The sequence below is a fragment of the Selenomonas sp. oral taxon 149 str. 67H29BP genome (assembly GCF_000146365.1).
In the GTDB taxonomy this organism is placed as follows: Bacteria; Bacillota; Negativicutes; order Selenomonadales; family Selenomonadaceae; genus Centipeda; species Centipeda felix.
Genome location: NZ_GL397087.1, coordinates 2322344 through 2348388, shown reverse-complemented (window position 1 = coordinate 2348388; position 26045 = coordinate 2322344). Strand labels below are relative to the sequence as shown.

The 26045-nt window shown below is 57.7% G+C and carries 23 protein-coding genes; 1 reads left to right on the top strand and 22 read right to left on the bottom strand.

Translation table 11 applies throughout. The features are described 5' to 3' along the window. From HMPREF9166_RS11075 to HMPREF9166_RS11065, 3 genes are all read right to left on the bottom strand, one after another. Complete coding sequence (locus tag HMPREF9166_RS11075) at positions 1-1185, bottom strand: phosphopentomutase (protein ID WP_009754102.1); 1185 nt, start codon at positions 1183-1185, stop codon at positions 1-3. Between the two features lie 18 nt (positions 1186-1203). Next, positions 1204-1914, bottom strand: coding sequence for a purine-nucleoside phosphorylase (gene deoD, locus HMPREF9166_RS11070; RefSeq protein WP_009754101.1), 711 nt, complete (start codon positions 1912-1914; stop codon positions 1204-1206). A gap of 63 nt (positions 1915-1977) precedes the next feature. After that, complete coding sequence (locus tag HMPREF9166_RS11065) at positions 1978-3240, bottom strand: NCS2 family permease (protein WP_009754100.1); 1263 nt, start codon at positions 3238-3240, stop codon at positions 1978-1980. Between the two features lie 144 nt (positions 3241-3384). Here HMPREF9166_RS11065 and HMPREF9166_RS11060 point away from each other — a divergent pair, with 144 nt between their 5' ends. Next, positions 3385-4035: a Crp/Fnr family transcriptional regulator gene (locus HMPREF9166_RS11060; protein WP_009754099.1), complete on the top strand. Its 651-nt coding sequence runs from the start codon at positions 3385-3387 to the stop codon at positions 4033-4035. Positions 4036-4283: 248 nt separating this feature from the next. Here HMPREF9166_RS11060 and HMPREF9166_RS11055 read toward each other — a convergent pair whose 3' ends face one another. The 19 genes from HMPREF9166_RS11055 to gpmI all read right to left on the bottom strand — a co-directional run bounded on the left by HMPREF9166_RS11055 (position 4284) and on the right by gpmI (position 26042). Continuing rightward, positions 4284-5639, bottom strand: coding sequence for an amino acid permease (locus tag HMPREF9166_RS11055; protein ID WP_009754098.1), 1356 nt, complete (start codon positions 5637-5639; stop codon positions 4284-4286). A 23-nt stretch (positions 5640-5662) separates the two neighbouring features. Further along, positions 5663-6136: an SsrA-binding protein SmpB gene (gene smpB / locus HMPREF9166_RS11050; RefSeq protein ID WP_009754097.1), complete on the bottom strand. Its 474-nt coding sequence runs from the start codon at positions 6134-6136 to the stop codon at positions 5663-5665. A 9-nt stretch (positions 6137-6145) separates the two neighbouring features. After that, positions 6146-8860, bottom strand: coding sequence for a ribonuclease R (rnr, locus tag HMPREF9166_RS11045; protein WP_009754096.1), 2715 nt, complete (start codon positions 8858-8860; stop codon positions 6146-6148). Positions 8861-8880: 20 nt separating this feature from the next. Continuing rightward, positions 8881-9642 carry a carboxylesterase gene (locus HMPREF9166_RS11040; RefSeq protein WP_009754095.1) on the bottom strand — a complete coding sequence of 254 codons (762 nt, stop codon included), beginning with the start codon at positions 9640-9642 and terminating at the stop codon, positions 8881-8883. Positions 9643-9732: 90 nt separating this feature from the next. Beyond that, complete coding sequence (secG, locus tag HMPREF9166_RS11035; RefSeq protein ID WP_039981420.1) at positions 9733-9945, bottom strand: preprotein translocase subunit SecG; 213 nt, start codon at positions 9943-9945, stop codon at positions 9733-9735. A gap of 295 nt (positions 9946-10240) precedes the next feature. After that, positions 10241-11281 carry a 2-hydroxyacid dehydrogenase gene (locus HMPREF9166_RS11030; protein WP_009754093.1) on the bottom strand — a complete coding sequence of 347 codons (1041 nt, stop codon included), beginning with the start codon at positions 11279-11281 and terminating at the stop codon, positions 10241-10243. A gap of 73 nt (positions 11282-11354) precedes the next feature. After that, positions 11355-12239 carry a class II fructose-bisphosphate aldolase gene (locus HMPREF9166_RS11025; protein ID WP_009754092.1) on the bottom strand — a complete coding sequence of 295 codons (885 nt, stop codon included), beginning with the start codon at positions 12237-12239 and terminating at the stop codon, positions 11355-11357. 24 nt (positions 12240-12263) lie between these two features. Next, the gene (locus HMPREF9166_RS11020) at positions 12264-12827 is read right to left on the bottom strand and encodes a glycerol-3-phosphate responsive antiterminator (protein WP_009754091.1); all 564 of its coding nucleotides are present in this window, start codon (positions 12825-12827) and stop codon (positions 12264-12266) included. Continuing rightward, positions 12820-14349 carry an FGGY-family carbohydrate kinase gene (locus HMPREF9166_RS11015; RefSeq protein WP_006691035.1) on the bottom strand — a complete coding sequence of 510 codons (1530 nt, stop codon included), beginning with the start codon at positions 14347-14349 and terminating at the stop codon, positions 12820-12822. The genes HMPREF9166_RS11020 and HMPREF9166_RS11015 overlap by 8 nt, the downstream gene beginning before the upstream one ends. A gap of 22 nt (positions 14350-14371) precedes the next feature. Then, entirely contained in the window at positions 14372-15127 is a 756-nt protein-coding gene (locus tag HMPREF9166_RS11010) for an SDR family NAD(P)-dependent oxidoreductase (protein WP_009754090.1), read from the bottom strand. Positions 15128-15135: 8 nt separating this feature from the next. Continuing rightward, positions 15136-16167, bottom strand: coding sequence for a 2-hydroxyacid dehydrogenase (locus HMPREF9166_RS11005; RefSeq protein WP_009754089.1), 1032 nt, complete (start codon positions 16165-16167; stop codon positions 15136-15138). A gap of 15 nt (positions 16168-16182) precedes the next feature. Beyond that, complete coding sequence (locus HMPREF9166_RS11000) at positions 16183-17445, bottom strand: PTS galactitol transporter subunit IIC (protein WP_006691038.1); 1263 nt, start codon at positions 17443-17445, stop codon at positions 16183-16185. Between the two features lie 45 nt (positions 17446-17490). Then, positions 17491-17754 (bottom strand): HPr family phosphocarrier protein, encoded by a 264-nt coding sequence (locus tag HMPREF9166_RS10995; protein ID WP_039981417.1) that lies wholly within the window; start codon positions 17752-17754, stop codon positions 17491-17493. A gap of 233 nt (positions 17755-17987) precedes the next feature. Continuing rightward, positions 17988-19274 carry a hexokinase gene (locus tag HMPREF9166_RS10990; RefSeq protein WP_175279243.1) on the bottom strand — a complete coding sequence of 429 codons (1287 nt, stop codon included), beginning with the start codon at positions 19272-19274 and terminating at the stop codon, positions 17988-17990. A gap of 2 nt (positions 19275-19276) precedes the next feature. Then, entirely contained in the window at positions 19277-20620 is a 1344-nt protein-coding gene (locus HMPREF9166_RS10985; protein ID WP_009754087.1) for a hemolysin family protein, read from the bottom strand. Positions 20621-20648: 28 nt separating this feature from the next. Next, entirely contained in the window at positions 20649-21743 is a 1095-nt protein-coding gene (locus tag HMPREF9166_RS10980; RefSeq protein WP_009754086.1) for a DEAD/DEAH box helicase, read from the bottom strand. 142 nt (positions 21744-21885) lie between these two features. Further along, positions 21886-24021, bottom strand: coding sequence for a DNA topoisomerase III (locus HMPREF9166_RS10975; protein WP_009754085.1), 2136 nt, complete (start codon positions 24019-24021; stop codon positions 21886-21888). After that, positions 24018-24377, bottom strand: a complete 360-nt coding sequence (locus tag HMPREF9166_RS10970; protein ID WP_006691044.1) for a YkvA family protein — start codon at positions 24375-24377, stop codon at positions 24018-24020. Before HMPREF9166_RS10970 ends, HMPREF9166_RS10975 begins: the two co-directional genes overlap by 4 nt. Before the next feature lie 108 nt (positions 24378-24485). Continuing rightward, positions 24486-26042, bottom strand: coding sequence for a 2,3-bisphosphoglycerate-independent phosphoglycerate mutase (gpmI, locus tag HMPREF9166_RS10965; protein WP_009754084.1), 1557 nt, complete (start codon positions 26040-26042; stop codon positions 24486-24488). Between the last annotated feature and the right edge of the window lie 3 nt (positions 26043-26045).

The following is a 26045-nucleotide window of genomic DNA, read 5'->3' as shown; positions in this document are numbered from 1 at the left end:
TCAGCGGGCAAGAATGCGCGGCAGCAGGCTCTCGCCCTTTGTCGTCAGCGGTGCATCGAACATATCCGCCACCGTCGCGCCGATCATGGCGAACGTCGGATACGTCCCGAGGTTCGTGTTCGGGCGGATCCGCGCACCGTAGACGAGAAGCGGCACATATTCGCGCGTGTGGTCAGTTCCGGGTGCGCCGGGGTCGCAGCCGTGATCCGCTGTGATCATCAGCACATCGTCCTCGCGCATATTCTCCATGAACGTGCCGAGCTGCACGTCGAACTCTGTCGTCGCCCGCGCATAGCCCGGGATGTCGCGCCGATGTCCATACGCCATGTCGAAATCGACGAGGTTGACAAAGCACAGCCCCGTGAAGTTCTCCTGTTGGATGCGGAGCGTCTTTTCCATACCGTCGGCGTTGCTCTCGTTGACGCCCGTGCTGCGCGTGATGCCGCGCCCTGCAAAGATGTCACTGATCTTGCCGACTCCGATGACATCATAGCCCTTCCGCACGAGCGCATCCATCATCGTATCGCCCGTCGGATCGAGGGAGAAGTCATGACGATGCGCGGTGCGCTTGTAGTTCGGATAACTGCCGACATACGGGCGTGCTATGATACGCCCGACGCCGTGCTTGCCCTGCATGATCTCGCGCGCCGCACGGCAGTAGTCGTAGAGGCGCTCGACGGGCACATCGGCCTCGTTCGCCGCGATCTGCAGGACGCTGTCTGCCGACGTGTAGACGATGAGACCGCCTGTCTCCTCCTGCTCGCGCCCATAGTCATGGATCACCTGTGTGCCGGAATAGGGCTTGTTGCAGAGGATCTTCTTTCCATCACATGCCGCCGAGAGACGCGCGAGGATCTCGGGCGGGAATCCATTCGGATACGTCGGCATGGGCTGCTCGGAGACGATGCCCGCGATCTCCCAGTGTCCGATCGTCGTATCCTTGCCGCGCGAGAGCTCCCGCAGGCGGGCAAAAGCGCCGATGGGGCTGTCTGCCGGCGTACCGCAGCCGACACCGTCGATGTTGAAGAGCCCCAGTTTCGTGAGATTCGGCGCGTGCAGCTCCGGTGAGGTTGTCAGCGACGCGAGCGTATTGCATTTCCCGTCGCCAAAATCCGCTGCGTCCGGCTCATTCCCGATGCCGAAACTGTCGAGCACAATGATGAATACGCGTTTGATACCAGCCATTGCTGTCTCCTCCCTCCGTTAGGCGATGGACGCCTCCAGTGCAATCTCGATCATCTCGCTGAACGAGGTCTGACGTTCCTCCGCCGTGGAGGGCGGCTCGTCGCTGACGAGGTGGTCGCTGACGGTAAAGAGCGCGAGCGCACGCACGCCGAACTTCGCCGCGATGAGGTAGAGTGCCGCAGCCTCCATCTCGAGGCCGAGGACGCCGTAGCGCGCGAGCTTCTGGATGTCCATTTCGTCATCGTAGAAACGATCCTGCGACATCACGTTGCCGACGCGCACGGAGATGCCCTTGTCCGCCGCTGCCTGATAGGCGTGACGCAGCAGGTCAAAATCCGCCACCGGTGCAAAGTTGACCGAAGCGCCGAAGATGTTGCGCGGCATGGAGGAGTCGGTCGTCGTCGCCTGCGCAATGAGGACGTCGCGGATGTGGATATCCTTGTGGCACGCGCCGCAGCTGCCGATACGAATCAGCGTCTTGCAGCCATACTCACGGATGAGCTCGTTGACGTAGATAGAGATCGAGGGCATCCCCATGCCTGTCCCCTGCACGGAGATGGGATGCCCCTTGTACGTGCCGGTGTAGCCGAGGATATTGCGGATGTTCGTGTACTCCTTCGCGCCCTCGAGGAAGTTCTCGGCAATGTACTTGGCGCGGAGCGGGTCGCCCGGCAGGAGAATGCGCTCGGCGATTTCGCCCTTCGCTGCGGCAATGTGTGGGGTTGGCATAATGTGTACCTCTCTTTCGTCATGATAGAAAATTTTTATCGTAAACCGCCATAGCGGTCTATGTCACTGTGCTGCCTCAAAGACGAGCTGCAGGAGAAACAGTACGCCGAGGACGTAGGAGAGCGTTCCGAGCTCATGGCGGCGTCCCGTGAACACTTTCATCATGGGGTGTGCGGCAAAGCCAAACGCGAGCCCCGTTGAGATGCTGTTCGTCAGAGGGATGAGCACAATGATAAGGAACGCAGGGAACCACTCGGAGAAATCCTGAAACTGGATGTTTTCGAGATGCTGCATCATCAGTGCACCCGTGATGATGATGACGGGCGCGACAGCCGCCTGTGGAACGTAGGCGAGCAGCGGAATAAAGACGAGTGTGAGCAGGAACAATGCGCCGCCGATGAGTGCCGTCAGCCCGCTTCGCCCTCCTTCGACAATGCCCGCCGCACTCTCTGCGGCAGCGACGGTCGGGCTCGTTCCGAGCACCGAGGACAGCACTGCCGTCAGGGACGAGGCGCGGAACGCATTGCGGAACTTTGCCGTATCGGGCAGCAGTCCTTCGAGCAGGCCGATGGACTCAAAGACGAGGATCATTGTCATCGAGAATACCGCAAGCCAGAACGAAATCGTCAGCACGGAGGAGAAGTCCTCCGCAAAGAGCAGCGCACCGTACTCACCGAGCCGCGTCATATCGATCTCAATCGTATTGGCTTGAACCAGACCGAGCGCATTGGCAATGATTGTCACGATGAGGATGGCGATGAAAAATCCGCCCTTCACCCGCCGCTGGTAAAACAGCAAACTCAGCACGAGGCCGAGGAGCGCGAGCAACGCAGAAGGATTCCGCAGATCGCCGAGCGCGAGGATCGAGTTCTCGCCGGCACGGATCAGCTCTGCCTTCTCTAGGCCAATCTCCACGAGGAATAACCCGATGCCCGCCGTCACTGCGTATTTCAGCGATTTCGGCACAGCATCTGCCAGAACCCTGCCCGCGCGCGTTACTGCCAGCGCGAAGAAGATGAGTGCCGAGACGAGCGAGATGGCAAGTGCCTCCTGCCAACGGAACCCCATGTTCGTCACGACGGTATATGTGAAGAACGCATTGATCCCCATACCGGGGGTCAAGATGATCGGTGCATCCGCCCAGAGTGCCATCAGCAGACATCCGACCGCCGAGGCGAATATCGTTGCGAACACGCTCAGCTCCGCCGGGATTTCGCCGTCTGCAAGAATCAGCGGGTTGACGATGATGATGTACGAGATGGCAAAGAACGATGTCAGTCCTGCCATTACTTCCACGCGCCTGCTCTGCACGTTGTCCGAACTCATATCTCATCCCCCCTCTTTAATTCGAGTATATCAAATAAAACAAGCGAAAAAAAAGGACATGTGACTTTTCAGTACGAAATTTTTTCGTTAAAATAGAGGAGAAATGATACATCCAGCGATTTCCATACAAAGAGGAGCATCACCATGCTTTTGCCGTCATTTCCCGAAGTGCCGCCGCACCTCCTGCGCACGGCACGTCCGCTCACATTCCAGCCCGACGAGATCATCCGCTGCAAGGGAACGCATGCCGACACGGTCTACATTCTCCTCGCAGGACGCGTGCGCATCATCAACGAGTTCGCAAGCGGTGACCGCTATGTGTTCGCCATCGCCGACCCGCCCACATTCCTCGGTGAGTACGAGGCTCTCGCGGGTACGCCGTACTATGCCGCAACGTGTGAGGCAGAGACGGTATGCGATCTGCTCGCCATCAGTATCGACGCGTTTGGCGCATGGCTCCAGCACGACGCGGCAGCAGCGTTTTCCGTTGCCTGCATGATCGCACGAAAATCCTGGCCCATCTCGGACGAATACGGTCAGATCAAATACCTAACGGTGCAGTCGCGTCTCCTCGCCTACCTGCAAAAGCAGCTGCCTGCGACCGATGCCGCCGTGCGTCTCCCCATGCGGCGGCAAGACATCGCCGATGCCATCGGTACGAGCCTGAAGACGGTCAACCGCAGCGTTGAACGCCTCCGTGCAGCGGGGATACTCTCCCTCGACCGCGGCAAGATCGCCCTCACGCCTGACCAATGCGCAAAGATACGGACAATGGATGTGCACCAAAAAACATAGAGATGCTGCGACACAATCACTGCACCATATGAAAAGGGCGCTGCACGAAGCCAAAGACTTCGTGCAGCGCCTTTTGTGTGCCCCTTCCACCGCTTGCTGGCCTGTCCAAGAAGCAAGCCCATAGGGCGCAGCTGATTGGGAAACAGGTCGTATGCGAAAACGTCCCAAGAACACGAGCGTTAGCGACGTGTGATTGGTTGACGTTGACCGCTCGCGGTCCACCTTCCCCGTCATAGCGGGGAAGGCGATTATGCTTTTTCACTCTTTCGCTTCGACCGATAGCCGAGCCAGAGCACGATCAGCCATACGGGCAGGATCGGCACGGCAATCTGCATCCCGGGGATCTGTGCCATCATGATGACAACCCCTGCGAGGAAAATGAGGCAGAGGTAGTTGATCCATGGATAGAACGGCGTGCGAAATTTGATTGGCTTGCCCTCACGCGCGCACTGTCTGCGGAATTTCAGATGCGTGACGACGATGGTCGCCCAGCTAATGACCGCCGCACAGGTCGCAATCGCGATCAGGTAGAGAAATGCGTCCCCCGGGAAGAAGTAGTTGAGGAAGACGACAATGAGCGTCATCCCCGAGGAAATGAGGATGCCGCGCACGGGCACCCCGCGGTGCGAGAGCTGGCAGAGTGCCTGCGGTGCATCGCCGCGCTGTGCGAGTCCGTAGAGCATACGGCTGTTGCTGTAGATCGCGGAGTTGTAGACCGAGACCGCCGCCGTGAGCACGACGAAATTCAGGATATGCGCCGCCGCAGGGATGCCGACGTTGCGGAAAATCTGGACAAAGGGGCTCGCATCCGCGCCGACCTCGTTCCACGGCCAGAGTGCCATGAGGATCGCCATGGTACCGACGTAGAAGATGAGGATACGCCAGATGACCTGATTGATCGCCTGCGGGATGGTGCGGTCGGGATCCTCCGCCTCGCCTGCCGTGATGCCGATGAGCTCGATGCCGCCGAACGAGAACATGACGACCGCCGTCGCGAGGAGGAAGCCCCACCAGCCATTCGGCAGGAAGCCCCCATGCGCCCAGAGGTTGCTGATGTTCTCGGGGAACGGTGCGCCCGTCACGAGCAGCCAGCCGCCGAGCCCGATCATAAGCACAATCGCCGTGATCTTGACGAGTGCCATCCAGAACTCCATCTCGCCATAGGCACGCACATTCGTGAGATTGAGGATGGTGATGACCGTGAGACAGACGAGCGCAGAGAGCCACTGTGGCAGATCGGGCAGCCAAAAATTCATATAGATGCCGACCGCCGCCAGCTCCGCCATGGAAACGATGATGTAATTGAACCAGTAGTTCCAGCCGGAGAGGAAGCCCGGAAAGTCGCCCCAGTACTTTCCCGCATAGTGACTGAAGGAGCCCGAGACCGGTTCATCCACCGCCATCTCGCCGAGCATCCGCATGATGAAGAAAATCATGACGCCGCCGAGCAGATATGCGAGCATGACCGCCGGCCCCGCGAGCGCGATCGTCGAGACAGAGCCGTAGAAAAGCCCCGTACCGATTGCGCCGCCGAGGGCGATCATCTGGAGATGCCTGTTCTTGAGCCCGCGCCGAAGGGCGGGCGATGCTTCCTTTTCCTGCATAAATCCTCCGTCCAAAAATACTGCTATCCGCGCTGACGCGATTTTAGTGCCTGTTCCACCTCGCGTTTTGCCGCCTTTTCCTTCAACGACTGACGCTTGTCGTAGTTATGCTTGCCGCTCGCGAGTGCCAGCTCGAGCTTTGCACGTCCGTGCTTGAAATAGACCTTCAGCGGGATGAGCGTCATGCCCTTTTCCCGCGTCTTGCCAAAGAGCTTCAGAATCTCCGCCTTGTGCATGAGCAGACGGCGCACGCGCAGCGGGTCATGGTTGAACTGATTGCCCTGATCGTAGGGGCTGATGTGCATGTGGTCGAGGAATACTTCCCCGTTCTTGATGTAGGCGTAGCTGTCGCGCAGATTTGCCTTGCCGGCGCGCAGGGACTTGACCTCCGTACCGACCAGCTCCATTCCCGCCTCATAGGTCTCGTGGATGAAGTAGTCGTGCCGCGCCTTGCGGTTCTCACAGGCGATCCGTACGCCATCGTTTTTCTTTCCCATTGATGTTCCTCATTCGGTGCCTCGCGTGCCGCCCTCCGTCTTGCGGTTCATGCGGCGTGCGGGGCGCGGCGCACGGCGCGGCTTCTCCGTCCGCTCCGGCTCCTCACTCCGGCTGCGGTAGCCCGGCGGATCGGGCCAGACCGCACTGTTGAGCCCCGTCACCTTGACGCGGTGATAGTCGCGTCCACTGCGCTCATCGTCACGACGGCTCTCGCTGCGACTGTTCTCACTGCGACTGCGCCCGCCGCGTGGCGGGCGGTCTGCGTTTGGCTTTCCGCCGCGCTCACTGCGCCACGAGGCCGGCTTGCCGTCCGTCCGTGCCTTGCGCGGCACGCTCTCCGCCGCCGCATGGGCGGCGCGGTCGCCCTTCTGGGCGTGGCTGCCGCTCGCACCATGTGCGCCGCGCGTTTTCCTGCGCCGTTCGCCATGGCTTTCGCCGGCTGCAGCGGCGGGAACGTCGCGGCGCTCGCCCTTTCTGCGGCGCGGGCTGCGCGTCTGCTCTGCCCCCGCATCCTTCTTCGCGGGGCGCGGGGCAGCGCCGCGTTTCACAGGAGCGGCCGCGTTCGGGTCGTAGACGCCGTTGTCCTTCAGGACGAAGTCGAGCGTCCGCGCCTGTACGTCGGCGCGCGTGATGATGATGGTCACCGTATCGCCGAGGCGGTAGCGCGTGCCCGTGCGCTCGCCCACCATCGCATACTGATCCTCGACGTAGGTATAGTAATCGTTGACCATGGTCGAAACGTGGACCAGCCCCTCGACGCCATTCTCGAGCTCGACGAAGATGCCGAACGCCGTCACGCCGCTGATGACACCCTCGTAGGTCTCGCCCACGAACTGCGCCATGTACTCGATCTTTTTCATATCGGTCGTCTCGCGCTCCGCCTCGATGGCAATGCGCTCACGCGCTGAGGAGTGCTCCGCCGCCTCGGGGAGGAGCGCACGCAGACGCTCGCGTTTCTCCGCCGCGATATGTCCCGTGGCAAACGTCTCGCGGAGGAGACGATGCACGAGGAGGTCGGGATAGCGTCGGATCGGCGAGGTAAAATGCGTATAGTAGCGCGCCGCAAGGCCAAAGTGCCCAAGGCTCGCCGTCGAATAGCGCGCCTGCTGCATCGAACGCAGGGCGACCGCCCCGATGATGCGCTCCTCGGGCTGTCCCTTAACGCGGTCGAGCACCTGCTGGATGTCGGAGGGGCGCACCTTGCCGTCCTCATCGACATGGAGGCGCAGGCCGAGCGCGGCGAGGAGGCTCTGCAGACGCTCGATCTTCTCAGAGGTGGGCGTCTCATGCACGCGGTAGACGAACGGCTCTTCCTTCAGCTCCATGTGACGCGCCACGGTCTCATTTGCCGCGAGCATGCACTCCTCGATGATGGACTCGCCAATCGAGCCTGTACGCTTTTCGAGCGCGACAGGATGTCCATCGGCATCGAGCTTTACCTTGACCTCGGGCAGCTCAAAGTCAATCGAGCCGCGCCGATGACGCTTGGCACGCAGCACCTCGCGCAAACGGCGAAGCGTCTCAAGCATCGGGCGGATGTCGCCGTTGTCCGAGACGAACGGCTCATCACCGGCAAGGACGCGGTTGACGAGCGTATAGGTTAGGCGACGCGCAACATGGATCACGCACGGCACGATCTCATAGTTCTTGACCTCGCCGTCCATGCCGATCTCCATCTCGCACGCCATCGAGAGACGATCTACGCCCTCGTTCAGGCTGCAGATCCCGTTCGACAGCTCCTTCGGGAGCATCGGAATCACGCGGTCGACGAGATAGACGCTCGTCCCGCGCCGCGCTGCCTCACGATCGAGCGGCTCGCCCGCACGGACATAGTGGCTGACATCGGCAATGTAGACGCCGAGGAAGAACCCGCCGTCCTTCTCATAGGCGTAGACACCGTCGTCGATGTCCTTCGTATCCTCGCCGTCAATCGTGACGATGGGGAAATCACGTCGATCCCGCCGCCCTGCATACTCCTCGGGAAGCGGATCCTTCGGGCAGTGCGCCGCCGCCTCTGCAACATCGGGCGGGAACTTCTCATCGAGATCGTAGGCGCGCATGACAGCAAGCACGTCCACGCCGGGGTCACCCGTCTTGCCGAGCACCTCGACGACGCGTCCCTCAGCGCTCCTGCGCTGCTCCGGCCACTTCGTGATCTCGACGACGACCTTGCTGCCCGTCTTTGCCCCGCCAAAGTCCTTTTTCAGCACAAAGACATCGCGCCCGATCTTCGTGCTGTCGGGTGTGACAAAGCCGAACGCCTTGCTGCGCTCGAACGTGCCGACAATATGCGTATTGACGCGCTCGAGGATGCGGATGATCTCCCCCTCACGCGCGCGTCCCGGCTGCTCGGACGGCGTGACGCGTGCGACCACGCGGTCACCGTGCATCGCCGTCCCCATCGCACTGCCGGGGACAAAGACATCCGTCTCCTCCTCCGTCTCACGCACATCGGGGATGATGAAGCCGAACCCCTTCGGCGACATGGAGAGCCGCCCCACCACGAGATTCATGCGGCTCGGCAGCCCGTAAAGGCCGCTGCGGTTGCGGATGACCGCACCCTCGGCCTCAAGCGCGGCAAGAGCATCGGAGAGCTCCTTCCCTTCGCTCTCCGGGAGCCCCAGCCCCGTACGCAGCTCCGCCTCAGGCAGCGGGCGATAGGCGTCCTCCCGCATAAAGGCGTAGACCCTCTCCTTGAGCGTATCCAGTTGTTCCTGTTCCATATTTTCCTCTTTTTTCGTTTCTACGATCTTCTTCCCTGCACAGCCTTCTCCAAAAAATCTGCCGTGCGCTCAAATACGCGCTCCCTGACCCCCTCGTCGAGCGGGAGCAGATGCCCTGCGTCAGGGAGAATCACGGTCTCGCAGTCCGCGCTTGCCACATGTGCGCGCAGCTCCGCCGCACTCTTCGGGTCCGCCGTATGGTCACGCGCTCCGTGGACGATCAGGAGCGGTGCGCGCACCTTGCCCAGCTCACTGCGGACAGCGGCGATCACATCCATCATCTCATGGACGGAGACGAGCGGCATGCGCCGATAGGTGTTGTTCGCCCCCTGCGGAACGTTCTCCAGTTTGCGGCGCGCCTTCGGCACATAGCGTCCGATGCTCGCCGCACGCGTCGGCAGATGCTCGATCCCCTGCTCGCGCGCAATGATCAAGGGCGCACCAAGGCTCACAACACAGGTGACCTTCGCCTCGACCGAGAGCAGCAGGGCAAAGATCGCCCCCATCGAGTGTCCCACGACGGCGATATCGTCACATGCGCCGCGCAGAATCGCATAGCCGTCGCGCACAGAGTCCATCCAGTCCTCATGCTCCGTACGGCTGAGATCCTCCGCCGTCGTTCCGTGTCCCGCGAGGCGTATGGCGAGCACCGTAAACCCGCGCGCATGAAGGAATTCCCCCATGAGACGCAGCTCAGCGGGAAGCCCAGTGAATCCGTGAATGAGGAGGACACCATGCCGTCCGCCCGGCAGAAAAAAAGGCTCTGCGCCCAGTAAATGCATGACGTATCCCCCTTTCACAAAATGATTCCATGCATCCCAAAATAAAGCCCTGCCCCGCAGAGCGGCAGCAGGGCTCCTGCACGGATACGGTCAGCTCGACAACCGCGCGATAATGATCGTAATCACCCCGAACAGTATCGCGAACACGACGGTCACGCGTGCGAGCAGCGCGTCCATGCCGCGTGCCTTGCCCGAGAACACCGTATCCTCGCCGCCGTCCAAGCCGCCCATGCCGGCAGACTTTGCCTCCTGCCCGAGCACAGACGCGATGAGGATGATCGCAACGATTGCATCCAGTACCATTAAAAGCGTGAGCAAGAAAAAGCCCCTTCCTAAACGCATATACGTAAGGAATCACTGATCAAATACAGTCCGTCAGATTGGCGTAGATTCTCCGCCGAAGTGCGGGCGAAAAAAGTGCATCAAGATGGCGTGGCTGCATTTATCAGTGCTTCCGTAAGCTACATTTTGTTATGATAGCACAGAGCGGGTGAAAGTGGCAAGTGAAATGTATTCGTATCCCTGTTTTTCCACTAGATTTTCCGCATATAAAAATACTGCCGATACGCGTGCAGCAATCGGCAGTATGAAAATGTTCTTAGTTACGAACGTTGAGCATTGTTTCCCCGGTCAGATACCGCTTTAAATCCTCCATTCCGATTTCCACGGAGGTCATCATCGTATCACAGGAAGTTCCGGCAAGATGGCTAGTCAATGTGATGTTGGAAAGCTTCAAATACGGATGATCCATAGGCAGCGGCTCCACATCATAGACATCGATCGCAGCACCGCCGATGACATGATCGCGCAAAGCCTCTGCCAGAGCCTTCGTATCGACCAGTCCAGCACGTGCTGTATTGACCAGATACGCTGTCGGTTTCATTTTGGCAAGCTCTTCCTTGCCGATGAAGTGCTCCGTTTTCTCCGACAGACGCAGATGGAGCGTCACAATATCCGACTGCTTCAGTAGCTCATCCAGCGATACAAATTCGACATTCTGATCGGCAAACTTTTTCGGATCAGCATACGGATCATGAACGATAACTCTGGACTCAAAGCCCTGCAGCCGCATTCTCACACGCTGACCAATGTAGCCATAACCGATAATACCGATTGTCATCTTACGCATATCGTGGATATAGCTCTGGTTGTCGTATTTCTTGCACCATTTCCCTTCCATAATCAAATGATGACTGCGCGCAATATTCTTGTTCTCTGCAATCATCATGCCGACCGTGAAATCGGCAACCGCATTTGCACTCCGCCACGGCGCATTGATGAGCTTTACGCCCTTCTCCGTTAAGAGAGGAACATCTGCATTCTCGTAACCGCCGCGTAGAACAGCTGCCACCTTAAGATGCTTTGCCTTCTCGATAACCTCTTTGTTGATGGACGCGACATGCACGACAAGAATATCCTTATCCGCACAGTTTTCCAACAGAGCCTCACATGTGGGAGCAGCATCGATCCCCTTATGTTCAATGAGCGTCATACGATCCGTAATCGGTCCCATCGCATACATATCCTTATCTTCGACAATGGTAATTTCAGCGCCAAACTTCTCCAATGCACTCAGTTCTTCCATCATCTTCACAGTGATACCGCCATCTGCAACACAAAGAATCTTTGTTTTTCCCATGAATGATTCCCTCCAACAGCTTTACCATCCTCTTCCCGTATGATGGGAAGGGACACCCTCAAAGATGAGGACCTTACGCCTTTCCTGCCGAGCCGACCAGGTCGATCTTCTGACGCACGACCTCCTGCAGGGCAGCAAGCGGCTTCTGATACAGCTGATGCGGCCATATGGCCAAATGCTCTGCATGCTGCAGCTCCTCCTTGAGTGTGCCGTTAAATGCCGTCAGCATCTCAGAGAAGATATTCAGCTTACATATACCGTTGGCAACAGACTTACGAATCAGCTCATCCGGCGTTCCCGAGCCCCCATGCATGACCATCGGAACGGGTGAGATCTCGTTCAGTTCCCGCAGTCGGTCAAAGTGGATGTGCGGCTTGTGTACATAAAGTCCATGCGCTGTTCCCACAGCAACAGCGATGCAGTCAACCTGGGAACGTGCAACGAACTCCGCCAGTTCACTCGGCTGTGTAAGGAAATCATCAGGGTTATCAAAGGTATCCTTCTTCACGGCCCCAATTTCGCTGTTTCCGACAATGCCGTCCCCCACATGTCCGAGCTCCGCTTCTACACTGACATCAAACCGATGTGCATACGCAACAACCTCGCTTGTCTTTCGCAGATTCTCTTCCAGAGGAAGCATAGAGCCATCAAACATCACCGAAGAAAAGCCTCCATCAATGCACCGCTTGATGAACGGAATATCCACTGCATGATCCAGATGAACAGCCACGGGAACAGATGCAGCTTCTGCAATTCTACGCAAATATCCGAGCCAATAGGAAAGTCGATCACCGACAAGATCGACAGCCAACCCCATCAGAATGACCGGCGACTTTTTTTCCTCTGCAGCCTCAGTCACTGCCATAGCCATATCGAGATTGCTGACATCAAACGCGCCGACAGCATACTTTCCTGCGCGCGCATCCGTCAGCATCTTGTTCATATTTACTAAAGCCATAGATACCCCTCCTCATGCACCGACTCAGTCGGTCGAACACCAACCCCACATGGACTGCGTGCTCGTCATGACCCCATCAAACCCGCGCTGACAGAGCCGCTCAGCAAACTCACTCCGATCGATAAAACCACTCGCAAAAATTCTGCCGGAAAACACCTTGTGAAATTGACCAAGGAAGTCATAGGCACAAACCGCAGGCCTCAGTTCAATGGCATCGGGCTTCGTTACTTCAATGGAGCGGAATGCCATTTCCAACGACAGGGAATCCAAAAGAGCGACTTTCCAAATGGTCTTTAACCCGGCAGACCTCGCCCTGCTGATGTGATATGCGTTTGAACCAATGACCGTGTCTACCTTATAGGCTTTTTTCAGCATTTCAAAGGCAATCGCATCCGTTCCGAGCCCTCCGATCAACTCATGATTGACAATGACCTCCTGTCCATTTTTGTGGCATTGCGTCGTGAGTTCGGCAAGATTTCCGATATGCGATACCGTACTCAGCAAAATCTCGCCCTGGGATGATTTCAGTGCTCGGTCCAGATGCCGTATATCCCGTACCGACGGAATGACCGTGAAGGTTCTATCCATCCTGTCCGCCCTCCCAGTACCGCAGCAAATGTTGATTCAGGCGCTGCCATTCCGCATATCTTTTTTGATAGAATGCGGCCTTTTCCGCATTGGGGAGAACGCGAGGCTTCAGCTTGACCGAACGCGCAAACGCCTCTTCATAGTTCTTGTATATGCCTGCTCCAATACCGGCAACAATGGCAACACCATGCGCTCCTGTTTCGTCACATTCGACGACCTCTACGGGAAGTCCCATAGTATCGGCAAAGATCTGCGTCCACACAGAACTCTTTGCCATGCCGCCGGTCAGGCGAATGAGCTTTGCCGGCAACCCGGCAGAGATCAGGAAATCGATGTGATGTTTATGAATAAACGCGATTCCCTCGACAACAGCATAACACAGTTCTCCGTAGCTTGTATGCATATTGAGGTTGCTGAAGCCCGCGCGTGCGTTCACATGGATACTGGGTGATGCAACAAACGGTTGAAAATACGGTGTGTCCATATTCGGATCTGCCTTCAGAATCCACTCGTTCAGCACATCATAATAGTCGCGTTGTTCATAGACAGCCGCCAGCCGCGCCTTATCTCCGAGGACATGATGAAACCATTCGTAGTTGGTCGCGGAGGCTCCCGTATAGGAACAGTTGAGATACTCATTCTTGTGAATGTAGGGCATATTGCTCGATGCATTTGGTATCACACGATCCGAATGCGTCTCATTGATGCACCATGATCCGGCAATTGATGTGATCACCCCATCGCCCGTTGCTCCGGCTCCGACAAGACTTGCCAGAATATCCATCATACCCGCAGCGATCGGAGTGCCCTCTTTGAGTCCGGTCATCTCTGCTGCTTCCTGCGTCACTGTACCGACGATCTGTTCCGGACTTGAATAGAGCGCCGGCAGCTTGTCAAACATCTCGGGAATACCATAGAGATCCATCAGCTCTCGCGAGTACTCCATCGTGTCCATGTCAACCATGAAGGAGCCGCCGAAGACATTGAGATCTGTAGCAAACCGACCGGACAGCCGATACATCAAGTAGTCTTTGAACATCAACACGCTGCCGATTCTGTCATAGACAGGACGTTCATGCTCTTTGTACCAGCGCAGAATCGGCCCCGGCTCGCCCGCGAACAGTGTTCCATGTACCATACGGTTGATCTTATCGTATGTGCCTTCCTTCTGATACAAAGAAATGATGTCATTGGCGCGGTAATCCTGTGAAAAACATCCAGGGGCAATGGACCAGCCGCTCTCATCGAGAAACACGACACCATTGCCGAACGACGTCACACCAACCCCGGCAATATCCTCTGCAGAAACCCCAGCCTTCCCGATCGCACGCTTGATGCATTGGGAAACCATGCTCCAGAGCTCATCGACATCAAATTCTTCAAAGCCCCTGCCGCGCGGTGCAAGATGCATACGCTCAGAGCTCTTCGTGGAAGATGATGCGACCATCTTCCCCCCTTCATCAAAAACAACCGCCTTACTCGACGTGTTTCCAGCATCAATGCCAATCAAAAACTTTGCCATGACAGTCCCTCCTTTCAATCATTTACCGCATCAGCATACCGCCTGTGGCATCGAGTGTAATTCCTGTCAGATAGTCTGCTTTGTTCGAACACAGAAAGAGAATACTGTATGCGACTTCCTCCGGCTCGGCGACTCTGCCTAAGGGAATCCGCTGACAGTAATAATCCCTGCGCGTCTTCAGCGCCTCATGAACCATAGGAGTCTCCATAAGGCCGGGCGCAACTGCATTGACGTTGATACGATGTGATGCAAGTTCCCGTGCAAGTGAAATCGTAAAGGACACCAATCCGCCTTTGGAAGCCGCATAATGTGCGTGTCCCGTCGTAGATCCGGAAAATGCAGCCTGCGACACGACATTCACAATCTTTCCCGGCTTTTTTTGATCGACCAAACAGCGTGCAAAATCACGACATAAGACAAACGGACTGATCAGATTGACCTCCAAGGTATGCCGAAAATCCTCTTCCTCCATATCAAGGACATAGGACTGCGGCCATATTCCGGCAGCATTGACGAGAATGTCCAGCGTACCGAATGCGGAAAGTGCTCTGCGCACGACATCATTGCGGTGGCTGCTGCTCAGATCACATGCGATTCCCGCAGAACGTATGCCGTACCTGTTCTGCAGATCCGCGGCAAGTGCAGTGCATTCATCTCCATGTCGGCTGACGGCAATAACATTCGCTCCCTCCTGTGCAAAGAGCTCACATACCGCTCGGCCAAGGCCCTTTGTACCACCGATCACGAGTGCATTTTTTCCCTGTAAACCGAACTCCATTGTGCACCTCATTTCTGCCGTACAATACAGCGCGATGTCAGATCACCGGAAAGACTCCCCTCCATCTCACGGGAGAGCAAGACAGGAGAATGCAGGAATGCATCGACTGTCCCACCTGCCAAATGCGGCGTGATGGTAACATTATCGAGACCGACCAACGGATCATCTCCAGTAAGCGGTTCATGCTCAAAAACATCAAGTGCCGCCCCTTGAATGCGCTTTTCCTTCAGTGCCGCGTACAGAGCAGCTTCATCAACAAGCCCGGCACGCGCCGTGTTGATAAAATACGCCGTTGGTTTCATCAAGGAGAATGCACGCGCATTCATCAGCCCCTTCGTCTCCTCTGTTAGGCGTCCATGAATCGTCACGAAGTCCGCCTGTACGAGCAGGTCGTCAAAAGAAACACGCGTGACATCATCCGGCAATACATCCACATAGGGATCGTAGCCGATCAGCCGTACATCAAAGCCACGCAGGCGCTTGGCAACCTTCTGTCCGACCTGCCCCAGTCCGATAATGCCGACCGTCTTATCCTCCAGATCGGGTACCGATGCAGCATTCGCATAGTCGCGAACCCAGCGTCCCTCCTTAAGGTTCGCATGGGCACGGGCAATATTGCGGCACTCGCCCAGAATCATCCCAACAGTAAAGTCAGCAACAGCTGTCGCATTGCGTCCCGGCGTATGATAGACTGTGATACCTTTCTGCACCGCATAGGGCACATTCACATTTTCGTAGCCGCCGCGCAGAACACCGATGAACCGCAGTTTTGTACAGGCGTCGATCACCTTCTTTGTGATCGGACAAAACTGTGTAATAAGGATCTCCGCATCACGCAGTTTCGCGATGAGCGCGTCCGGCACCGCATAGACTTCGCTTCCCTGTGTCTCGACCTGCAGATTGATGCTCTGCAGCTCCTCATAGTCTTTCAGCGGCCAGTCAACGACCTCAACATCGACCCCCTTGGCACGATAGCGGGAAAACCCTTCTTCTATATACCGTGACGGTATCAGGAGATCACCAATTCCAATGAGTTTCATCTACATCCACCCCTTTTACTTTCCGATCAGTTCACCCACTTTAACCAGCGCCCAGCCAACAGGTGTATTATATGCCGACACCAAATTCCCCAGTTCCGTCGAGGTTACATTGCTCGGCAGGCGCACATTCGCCTGATCGGCTGCTACGCCGTAAATGCCCGACAGATTACTGCCCGCATAAAGTGCAATGGTCACGATAAAAAGCCCTGTAATAAAGATACGGAACATATTGCGCTTACAGAATGGCGCAACCATAGAAATGACAAACACGATCGACGCGAGGTCGACAAACGGAAGCATGCGGTTCCCCGGCAAAATGATCGAGATGAAAAGCGTGGCAGGAATAAGAAGGAGGCCTGTCGCAATAATGCACGGCTCTCCGATCAGAAGAGCGGTATCCATGCCGATATTGAACTCCCGTCCCGGAAAAATTCTCTTGAGTACCGTCTCTGCCTGATCGCGAACAATCATAACTCCCTCGACGGTGATCTCCACCATCTTCGGCAGCAGGATCATAACGGCAGCCACTTGAACCGCCAGGAAGGCACATTGACCAACGCCCCAACCGGCAAGGATGCCCATTCCTGCACCAAGAATGGTTGCGAGTGTAATCGGTTTTCCAAGGACGCCAAGTTTCTGTATGACTCCCTCTGGACTGAGGTTGATCCTGTTGAGTCCCGGAATCCGTTCAATAATGGCATTAACCGCTATACCGATCGGGACATAGACACCGCATGTGGCATGAACAAACGCGACCCCTTTGATGTTGTACATCTTCTGAATCGCCGGCGCTGTTTTATCTCCAATGATAAACGCGATCAAATACAGGATAAGTGCCGCGGCTGTGCCGAGCATCAGACTCCCCGTCTCATAGTAAACCATCGAGCCCGGCAGGAGGATTAGCCAGTAATTGAATATATCGATATTCAAGATCTGCGTTCGCTTTAACGCCAACAGCACAATATTCAAAATGATTGCCCCCGGCACAACCAGTGGGATGAGGGGGGACGACCATCCGATTGCGGCGCTTGTTGCCCAACCGGCATCAATAACCGTCAGGCTCGCACCAAAGCGCTCAACCATATCCTCCGATGCAGGCCCCAGACTATTTAGAAGCATGGATACAATCAGGTTAATCCCGGTAAATCCAACGCCGACCAGCATTCCCGCTTCAAAAGCTCTGCCCACGGACAATCGGAAACAAATACCCAAGATAAAGAAAATCACGGGCATCATGACCGTTGGTCCCAATGCTAAGATTTCATTCAAAAATTCCATGATGGTCACCTCACAATCAGAATATCTTGCTTAACTGATCGGCCCTCACCGATAAATCTTCTTTGCTGCCAGCATTCCGGCCAATGTGTAAACCGCTGCTGTCTCTTCTTCACCAGATGCCTCTACCGTGACCTCAGTTCCACAGGTAATGCCAAGCCCCATGATCTGCAAGACATCCGTAGCAGCCGCCGTTCTTCCATTCGCATGAAGTTTCACATCTGCTTGAAACTGTCCCGCCTCTTCTGCAATCATCGCTGCTGGGCGTGCGTGAAGACCGGAAGCATTCTCCACCGTAAGCGTAACCTTCATCTCGTCCCCTCCTTTCATATCATAAAGCGCTATCCTACAAATAAAAAACGGTATTAGGAGACAGACTCTCGTCATATCTCATAATACCGAATTCATCTACATACTTCAGTAGTCCGCTATTTTGTTGTATGAAGGCTTTCTCCTTCTTTAATTATCTCAATCTTATCACATCTCGAAAAAATACGCAAGAAGAAATTTTTACTTCTGCTACACAAAAATAGTGAAAGGCTTTCCTATCCGCGTGCCGCCATTGCCGCTGCGAGTGCCGCACCGAGTCCCGAGCCGCCGCACGAGAGGAAGGTGTCTGCCTTTGCTGCGTCCTCACCGAGAAGCTCGGAGAAGGCGCGCATCATGTTCTGCTGCACGAGCGGCATCTTCTCATATATCGAGCCATCCACGGCAATGTGCTGCGGACGCATTTCTCCGCTTCCCGTGATCTGCCACAGCGTTCCGACGAATGTCGCTGCGATGAGCCGCACAGAACGGGCAACGACGGCATGTGCAAGGTCACGCACGCATACGGCATCCTGCACGGAGAGCTCCACTCCCGTCCGCGTACGAACAAGGGCAGCGGCAGTCTCCCCGCCCGTATCTGCCAGCATCCGACTGAGGTCGATGCTGGTAAAGCCATACGTGCATCCCTCCTCGCCCAAGAGCTCCGCGAGAGCCATGGCAAAAAGCACGCCCATGCAGCGTCCGGCAGCCATCTTCTCAAGGCGCTGCTCGCCGGGCTTTTCCGATGCCGCATCAAGTGCTGCGTCAAAGCGGTTCGGCACAAGCTTGCGGAAGCCTCCCGACTCCATATTGAGGATCATCGGCGGCTGTGCCGTCCCTGTATATGGTTCCAAATAGCACGTGTTATACCCCGCCGCATAGACTGCGCCGATGGCGGTATCACACTTTACGTAGGCAGCGGCGAGCAGAACAGCGACAGCATCGTTGACGACGGCGATCGGCGTGACGTTCGTCAGCCCCTGCCGCACGAGTGCCTCCCACAGAAGATCGTTGACCGCCTCGCCCTCCACGCCGCGCGCCGCGAACCCCCTTGTCCAGATGACGAGGCGTGCATCGTTGATGTTCGTCTGCCGCGACGGAAAGGAGAAGGTATGCCCAAGCAAATACGGCGTCTCGTGATCGCCGCCGACCGTCTCATCAACGAGTGCCGCGATGAAATCGAACATCTCCTTCCCCGTCGCCTCTGGACCGATGAAGTCATAGATGCCGTCCACCTTCAGGGGTTTTGCCGTCTGGGAAAGGACATCGTACTTCCCATTTCCCAGGAGACGGTAGAGCACAACGCGCACATTGGTCCCGCCGAAGTCCAGTGCGAGATAGTCGCCGCGCTCCTCTCCTGTCGGCAGTCCAAGATAGGACGGCAGCATCCGCAGGGAGGAGTCAGGGGAGCCCATGAGCCCGAGCCGCATATCCTGCCGAAAATCTGCCGCCACTTCACGCAGTTCCTCTGCGTCAATCGTAAAGGCATTGACAATCGCATCATACTGTGCACGGTCAAACGCCACTGTCATTTTCCTCCATGTGCGGCCGGCAGCTCCTGCACCACAAGCATCGTATGGGAAAGGCGAACGAGTACGCGCGTGATGCGGATGCCGTCTACCTCCTCCACATAGAGGAGTGCGCCCGCATGCGCCGCCATCTGCCCGACGCGCGGTGCCTCGCCGAGCTGGTCATAGAGCCAGCCGCCGATACTGTCCACATCCTCATCCACGATGCAGACGCCGAGGAGATCGTCGACCTCCTCGAGCAGCAGCTTTGCGTCGATGGAGCAGATATCGAGCCCGCGCCACTCGACGCTTTCGCGCTCGACGTCGAACTCGTCGCGGATGTCGCCGACGATCTGCTCGATGATGTCCTCGACGGTCACCATGCCCGCCGTTCCGCCGTACTCATCGACGACGATAGCCAGCTGCGAGCCCTGCTCCTGCATCGTGCGCAGGAGGATACTGCCGTCCATGCTCTCGGGTACGATGAGTGCCTTGCGGATGTAGCGGCGCAGATTCAGCCGCTCCCCGCGCATGAGCGGCGGCAGGAGATCTTTCACGTGGATAAAGCCGATGATATGATCTTTATCCTCATAGCAGACCGGATAGCGCGTCTGCTGCTCCTCGATGATGGTCTTGATGCGCTCCGCGGGCGAGTCATCCAGATAGAGACAGATCATATCCGTGCGCGGCACCATGATTTCACGTGCATTCAGTTCCGTAAAGGAGAACACCTTGTCAACAAAGTCCGCCTCCGTGCTGTTGATGAGCCCCTGACGATAACTCTCCTTCATCAGGAGGCGAATCTCCTCCTCCGTATGGGCATCCTCGTTTTCGCCTTTGGCCTCGTAGCCGAGCTTGCGGCTGATATGATTGGCCACCGTGTTGAGCACCCAGACAAAGGGGCGCATCACGCGGCCAAAAAGTACCATGGGAAAGGAAATCGCGAGGAGGATGCGCTCCACGTTGGCAATCGCCATCGACTTCGGTGTCAGCTCGCCGAGCACGATGTGGAGCGAGGTGATGAGGGTAAAGGCGATCGCGAGCGCGACCGTGTGCCCGACCTCATCCGGCAGCCCCATGTGCTGCGTCGCGGGCAGAATCAGTACGGCAATCGCCGGCTCGCCCACCCAGCCGAGGCCAAGTGAAGCAAGCGTGATGCCAAGCTGTGTCACAGACAGCGAGGAATCGAGATGATCGGTCAGCTGCTTCGCGTACTTTGCACGGCTGACACCCTCGGCGATCAGGGTCTCCAGACGTGACGGACGGATTTTGACACAGCAGAACTCTGCCGCGACGAAGAACCCATTCATGAAAATCAGAAAGACAACGAGCAGTAAATCGAGTAGTGTGGGCAATATGTCCACGAATCAAGGCCTCCTTTGGGAAGGAACATCAATTGATCTTTTTCAAATCAAGTTTCATGCGGACAGCGAGGGCTTTCAGCCGCTCCACTTCCTTCGCATCGACAAGCGAGATGACTGTGCCCTCCTTGCCCGCGCGTGCCGTCCGTCCTGCACGGTGACGATAGGTGCGCACGTCCTCGGGCAAATCGACCTGAACGATATAGTCCACATCCTCGATATCCAGGCCGCGCGCAGCAAGATCGGTGGAGATGAGAAGCTGTACACGCCCCGTGCGGATTGCATTGAGAGCGGCGCGCCGCTGATCGCGCCGCTCGCCGCCGAGCAGGGCGGCAACACGAATGCCTTCGTACTGCAGCTTCTCTGCCGCTTTTTCTGCGTCAAAGCTGCGCCCGACAAAGACCAGGCCCCGCCGAATCGGCAGGCGGCGCGTCAATTTCTGCACAGCCTTTATTTTATCACGAAACGGCACAATATGATAGTAGTTTTCACACGTCGTCTCCTGCACTGCCGCACGGATGATGCGCAGTGCGCAGAGTTCCTCTGCCGCATGCACAGCCGCCGCAGCCGCTGTCGCCGAGAGGAGGAGCATCTGCCGCTCACGGGGCAGGAGGTGCAGGACGGCACGCACCTCCGCACTGTGCTGCTTGTCGAGGAGGCGGTCGAACTCATCGAGCACACAGAGGCGCACCTCCTGCAGTTTCAGTTTGCGGAGGCGGTGCAGCTCCACGATGCGCGGCGCAGAGCCGACGATGAGCGCCGGCTTTTTCTTCAGCGCGTCGATCTGCCGCTGTACATTCGCCCCGCCGATGAGGGCCTGCACGCCGACAGAGAGCCCTGCCGCCTGAATAAGATCCCGCGCGGCGCCCGCGATCTGCATCGCAAGCTCATGCGTCGGTGCGAGAACGAGTACCTGTGCCGCGCGCACGGCGGGGTCAATGCGCATGAGTGCGGGCAGGAGGTAGGCGAGCGTCTTGCCCGTCCCCGTCGGAGCCTCGCCGATCAGGTTCTCGCCTGTGCACGCGGCAGGAATCATCTCCCGCTGGATCTCCGTCGGCTCCGTGATGCCGCGCGCAGCCAGTGCCGCCGCGAGCGGCTCGGGCACGCCAAGTGATGTAAAGTCCATCGTATCCTCCTAAGCTTCAGCAGACGTATCCTTCAAACGCCTCCATCGCGCCGCGCATTCGCACGGCAGTCCTCGTTCCCCAATGCCTTGGAGGGGGATCTTTGCGGTGGTGGGGCGCCATGGACGATACAGGAGGCTCACCTTACTGGTCAAAAAACAGCGCATCCATCTCCGCCTGCTCATCTGCCGTCGGTGTGTAGCTGCGGCGCGCCGTCATCGCGGCGGCAGGGGGATGTGCCCCCATCCCGTCCGCAGAACCGCGCGGCACACGCCGTCCCGCAAAGTTCGGCTTGCCGCCCGCATCATCCGCCGTCATGCGGCACTGCGGGAACGCCGAGCAGCCCCAGAAATCGCCGTGCTTTCCCTTGCGTTTCAGCATGACGCCGCGCCCGCAGGCAGGACATGGTATCCCCTCGCCTCCCGTGATCTGCGCCGTCCGTGCCGCTTCGCAGAGATCACGTGCGAATGCCGCCTGCCCCGCGAGGAATTCCTCGGGCATCCCCACGCCGTCCGCCATCGCGTGCAGCTGATCCTCCCAGATCGCCGTCGCATCGGGATACGTCATCGTATCGGGCAGTGCATCGATAAGGAGATATGCCTCCGCCGTCGGCGTCAGCACCTTCTTCTTTCCCGCAGCATGGAGGAATTTACGGCGGATGAGATCCTCGATGATGCTCGCACGCGTCGCCTCCGTCCCAATGCCGGACACATCGCGCAGCATCTTTTTCGCCGCCTCGTCCTTGACGTACTTGTGAATCTCCTTCATCCCCTGGAGGAGCGTCGCGGGCGTAAACCGTGCGGGCGGCTTTGTCTGCCGCTCCTTCGTCTCTGCCGAGACGAACGCCGCCGCGTCGCCCTTTTTCATCGGCGGGAGTACCGTACTCTCCTCGTCCTCCTTCTCCGCATCCTCGGACTCATTCTTCCCCGCACGGTACATCGTGCGCCATCCCGCCGTGCGTTCCGTACGTCCGCGCGCCGTGAACGTCTCACCGTGATGCGTCACTTCTGCCTTCGTCTGATCGTAGACATAGTTCGGACAGAACTGCGCAATGTAGGCACGCGCGATCAGCTCGTAGATATTGCGCTCCACCGCCGTGAGCCGCGCGAGGTGCACGGGCACGGTTGTCGGGATGATCGCATGATGTGCCGAAATCTTTGCGTCGTTCCACGCACGCGACTTCTTTGCAGGATCTGCCGCCTGTGCCCACCCCGCAAGCGGCGTATCCGAGAGGGCGGCGAGATTGCCGAGAATCTTTGCCGCATCCTTGTGCTGACTCACGGGCAGATACTCTGCATCCGAGCGCGGATAGCTGGTCAGTTTTTCCTCGTACAGCTTCTGTGCCGTATCGAGCACCTGCTGCGGTTCATAGCCGTAGCGTTTGCCTGCGAGCACCTGCAGTGCCGAGAGCGAAAAGGGCAGCGGCGGCGGCTCCTCCTTTTTCTTGCGCTCATACTTTGTCACCACGCCGTCTGCGGGCGGCTCGCCGAATGACGCCGCAGCAGCATCTGCTGCTGCCCGATCCACGAGGCGCCCCTCAGGATCGAGCGGCGTGCGCTCCTCCGACGGTTTCCACCGCGCACGAAAGGGCTCCCCTGCCTCTGTGCGGAACAGTGCATCGACAAGATAGTAGGTCGCGGGCGTAAAGTGCTCGATCTCGCGCTCCCGCCGCACCACGAGTGCCAGCGTTGGCGTCTTGACCCTCCCGATGGGCAGGACGAGCCGCGCATGCCCCGCCCGCCGCGCCGCGAGCGTATAGGCGCGTGAGAGATTCATCCCGATGAGCCAGTCCGCACGCGCCCGTGCGAGTGCCGAGAGCTTCAGCGGAAGGAAATCCTCGTTGTCGTGCAGATCATTCAGCGCATCGTGAATGCTCTTATCGTCAAGTGCATTGATGAGAATACGGCGCACGGGCTTTGTATTGCCGAGGAAGTCCAGCACCTCATCCACCAAGAGCTGGCCCTCTCGATCAGGGTCGCCGGCATGCACGATCTCATCGGCACGCGCGATCAGCCCTTTCACCACCGCGAACTGCTGCGCCGCGCTCTCATTGACAACGAGATGCCACTCCTTCGGCAGGATCGGCAGATCCTCCGTGCGCCAGCGTTTCAGCGCGGGGTTATACTCCTCGGGCTCAGCCTGACGCAGCACGTGACCAAAGAGCCACGTCACCACGCCGCCGCCCGTCTCAATCCATCCGGAGCCTTTGCGGTGCGGCGCAGGAAGACATGCGGCAAGCGCGCGGCCGACGCTCGGCTTCTCCGCAATATAGAGCCTCACGAAAGCACCTTCACGAGTGCCCAAACAAAGATGACAATCCACAGGAGCATGAGCACAGAGGCCCCTACAAGCAGCCACGTGCCGTAGCGCTCCACACGGCGTTCACCCTCCATGCGCGTATGCGCGGGCAGCATGCGGATCAGCAGCGACGTCGCCGCAGGGAGAATCACCATATCATCCACCGCACCGAATAGAGGAATCGTATCCGGGATAATATCAATCGGGCTGATGAGATAAAGCAGTGAAAGCGGAAAGAGAACCTTCACGGCGCGCGGCGTATCGCGCTGCAGCATCGCGTAGAGCAGCAGGGCAATATTGCGCCGCATAGCACGCAGAAGCACCAAAAATCGCAGCATAAAGACCTCCGATCATGAAATGAATAGATTTAGTATACCATTCCGCCCGCTCTCTTTCAAACGAAAAAGACAGGTGCATACGCACCCGTCCTTTCAAACAAAACGATCTTACTTCAGCGTTATGAGCGGTTTGCCCGTCATCTCCTTCGGAATCGCAAGACCTGCGAGTGTGAGGAGAGTCGGTGCAATATCACAGAGCGCGCCCTTGTGGATGTCCTTCACGCGGTCAGAAACGACGATGAACGGTACGGGGTTCGTCGTGTGCTTCGTAAACGGCTGATTGTTGTCGTAGTCCCACATCTTGTCTGCATTTCCATGATCCGCAGTAATACAGACCTCACCGCCGACCTCGCGGATGGCATCAACGAAACGCCCAACGCAGGTATCCACCGTCTCGACTGCCTTGACAACTGCCGGGACAACCCCCGTATGTCCGACCATGTCGCAGTTGGCATAGTTGAGGATGATGAAGTCATACTTGCGGGACTTGATCGCCTCGACGACCTTGTCCGTGACCTCGATCGCGCTCATCTCAGGCTGCAGATCATAGGTCGCCACCTTCGGGGAATGCACGAGAATGCGGTCCTCGCCCTTGTACGGCTGCTCGACGCCGCCGTTGAAGAAGAATGTAACGTGCGCGTACTTCTCCGTCTCCGCGATGCGCAGCTGGGTATAACCGAGATCCTGCACATACTGGCCAAAGGTGTTGTCGATCTCCTCGGGCGGGAACGCCACGAGTGCGTTCATCCCCGCCTCGTACTCCGAGAACGTCGCAAAGGGAATTTTCAGCGATTCGTCGCGCGCAAAGCTGTCGAACTTTGCATCGACAAAGGCATGCGTCAGCTGACGTGCACGGTCGGGACGGAAATTGTAGAAAATCGCGCCGTCGCCGTTCTTCATGCCGTGATAGCCCTCGACCACGAACGGCACGACGAACTCATCCGTCACGCCCTCGGGCTTCTCGCTCGTATCCGCGTACGATGCGAGCAGTCCTGCCACAGCGGTTTTCGCCACCGTCTTTGCCTTGGCGCGGGCAATCGCCTCATAGGCGAGCTGTTCACGCTCCCAGCGCTTGTCGCGATCCATAGCGTAGTAACGCCCGCTGACCGTAGCGATCTTGCCGACGCCGATCTCTGCCGCCTTTTTCTCGACCGCCTCGAGATACTCCTGTGCGCTCTTGGGCGGCACGTCGCGCCCGTCGAGGAAGGCATGAATCCAGACCTCGGTCAGTCCCTCGCGCTTAGCGAGTTCGAGCACGGCGAAAAGATGATCATCGTGGCTGTGCACGCCGCCCGGGGAGACCAGCCCCATGACATGCAGCGCACCACCGTGCTCCTTGACCCCGCGCACGATGGTGAGCAGCGCCTTGTTCTTGAAAAAGTCACCGTTCTTGATGTCACGCGTGATGCGCGTAAGCTGCTGATAGACGATGCGCCCTGCGCCGATATTCGTGTGGCCGACCTCAGAGTTGCCCATCTGACCGTCCGGCAGACCGACGTACTCACCAGATGCCTGGATTTCCGTATGACGGAACTCCTTCATCAGGCCATCGAGCACAGGCGTCTTTGCTATCGCAATGGCATTGTACTTCAGATCGTTTGGATCGCCATCGCCGAATCCGTCCATGATGATGAGCGCAACAGGTGCGTTTTTTAGTTTTGCCATAAT

Coding starts and splice junctions, on each gene's coding strand:
- rnr (WP_009754096.1), bottom strand. CDS start 8,860: ATGGAACAGGAACAACTGGATACGCTCAAGGAGAGGGTCTACGCCTTT.
- HMPREF9166_RS10970 (WP_006691044.1), bottom strand. CDS start 24,377: ATGCTGCGATTTTTGGTGCTTCTGCGTGCTATGCGGCGCAATATTGCC.
- gpmI (WP_009754084.1), bottom strand. CDS start 26,042: ATGGCAAAACTAAAAAACGCACCTGTTGCGCTCATCATCATGGACGGA.
- HMPREF9166_RS11000 (WP_006691038.1), bottom strand. CDS start 17,445: ATGGAATTTTTGAATGAAATCTTAGCATTGGGACCAACGGTCATGATG.
- HMPREF9166_RS10995 (WP_039981417.1), bottom strand. CDS start 17,754: ATGAAGGTTACGCTTACGGTGGAGAATGCTTCCGGTCTTCACGCACGC.
- HMPREF9166_RS11065 (WP_009754100.1), bottom strand. CDS start 3,240: ATGAGTTCGGACAACGTGCAGAGCAGGCGCGTGGAAGTAATGGCAGGA.
- HMPREF9166_RS11015 (WP_006691035.1), bottom strand. CDS start 14,349: ATGGCAAAGTTTTTGATTGGCATTGATGCTGGAAACACGTCGAGTAAG.
- HMPREF9166_RS11030 (WP_009754093.1), bottom strand. CDS start 11,281: ATGGGAAAAACAAAGATTCTTTGTGTTGCAGATGGCGGTATCACTGTG.
- HMPREF9166_RS11040 (WP_009754095.1), bottom strand. CDS start 9,642: ATGCATTTACTGGGCGCAGAGCCTTTTTTTCTGCCGGGCGGACGGCAT.
- HMPREF9166_RS11020 (WP_009754091.1), bottom strand. CDS start 12,827: ATGGATAGAACCTTCACGGTCATTCCGTCGGTACGGGATATACGGCAT.
- HMPREF9166_RS11010 (WP_009754090.1), bottom strand. CDS start 15,127: ATGGAGTTCGGTTTACAGGGAAAAAATGCACTCGTGATCGGTGGTACA.
- deoD (WP_009754101.1), bottom strand. CDS start 1,914: ATGCCAACCCCACACATTGCCGCAGCGAAGGGCGAAATCGCCGAGCGC.
- HMPREF9166_RS10980 (WP_009754086.1), bottom strand. CDS start 21,743: ATGGACTTTACATCACTTGGCGTGCCCGAGCCGCTCGCGGCGGCACTG.
- HMPREF9166_RS11005 (WP_009754089.1), bottom strand. CDS start 16,167: ATGAAACTCATTGGAATTGGTGATCTCCTGATACCGTCACGGTATATA.
- HMPREF9166_RS11025 (WP_009754092.1), bottom strand. CDS start 12,239: ATGGCTTTAGTAAATATGAACAAGATGCTGACGGATGCGCGCGCAGGA.
- HMPREF9166_RS11055 (WP_009754098.1), bottom strand. CDS start 5,639: ATGCAGGAAAAGGAAGCATCGCCCGCCCTTCGGCGCGGGCTCAAGAAC.
- HMPREF9166_RS11075 (WP_009754102.1), bottom strand. CDS start 1,185: ATGGCTGGTATCAAACGCGTATTCATCATTGTGCTCGACAGTTTCGGC.
- HMPREF9166_RS11060 (WP_009754099.1), top strand. CDS start 3,385: ATGCTTTTGCCGTCATTTCCCGAAGTGCCGCCGCACCTCCTGCGCACG.
- secG (WP_039981420.1), bottom strand. CDS start 9,945: ATGGTACTGGATGCAATCGTTGCGATCATCCTCATCGCGTCTGTGCTC.
- smpB (WP_009754097.1), bottom strand. CDS start 6,136: ATGGGAAAGAAAAACGATGGCGTACGGATCGCCTGTGAGAACCGCAAG.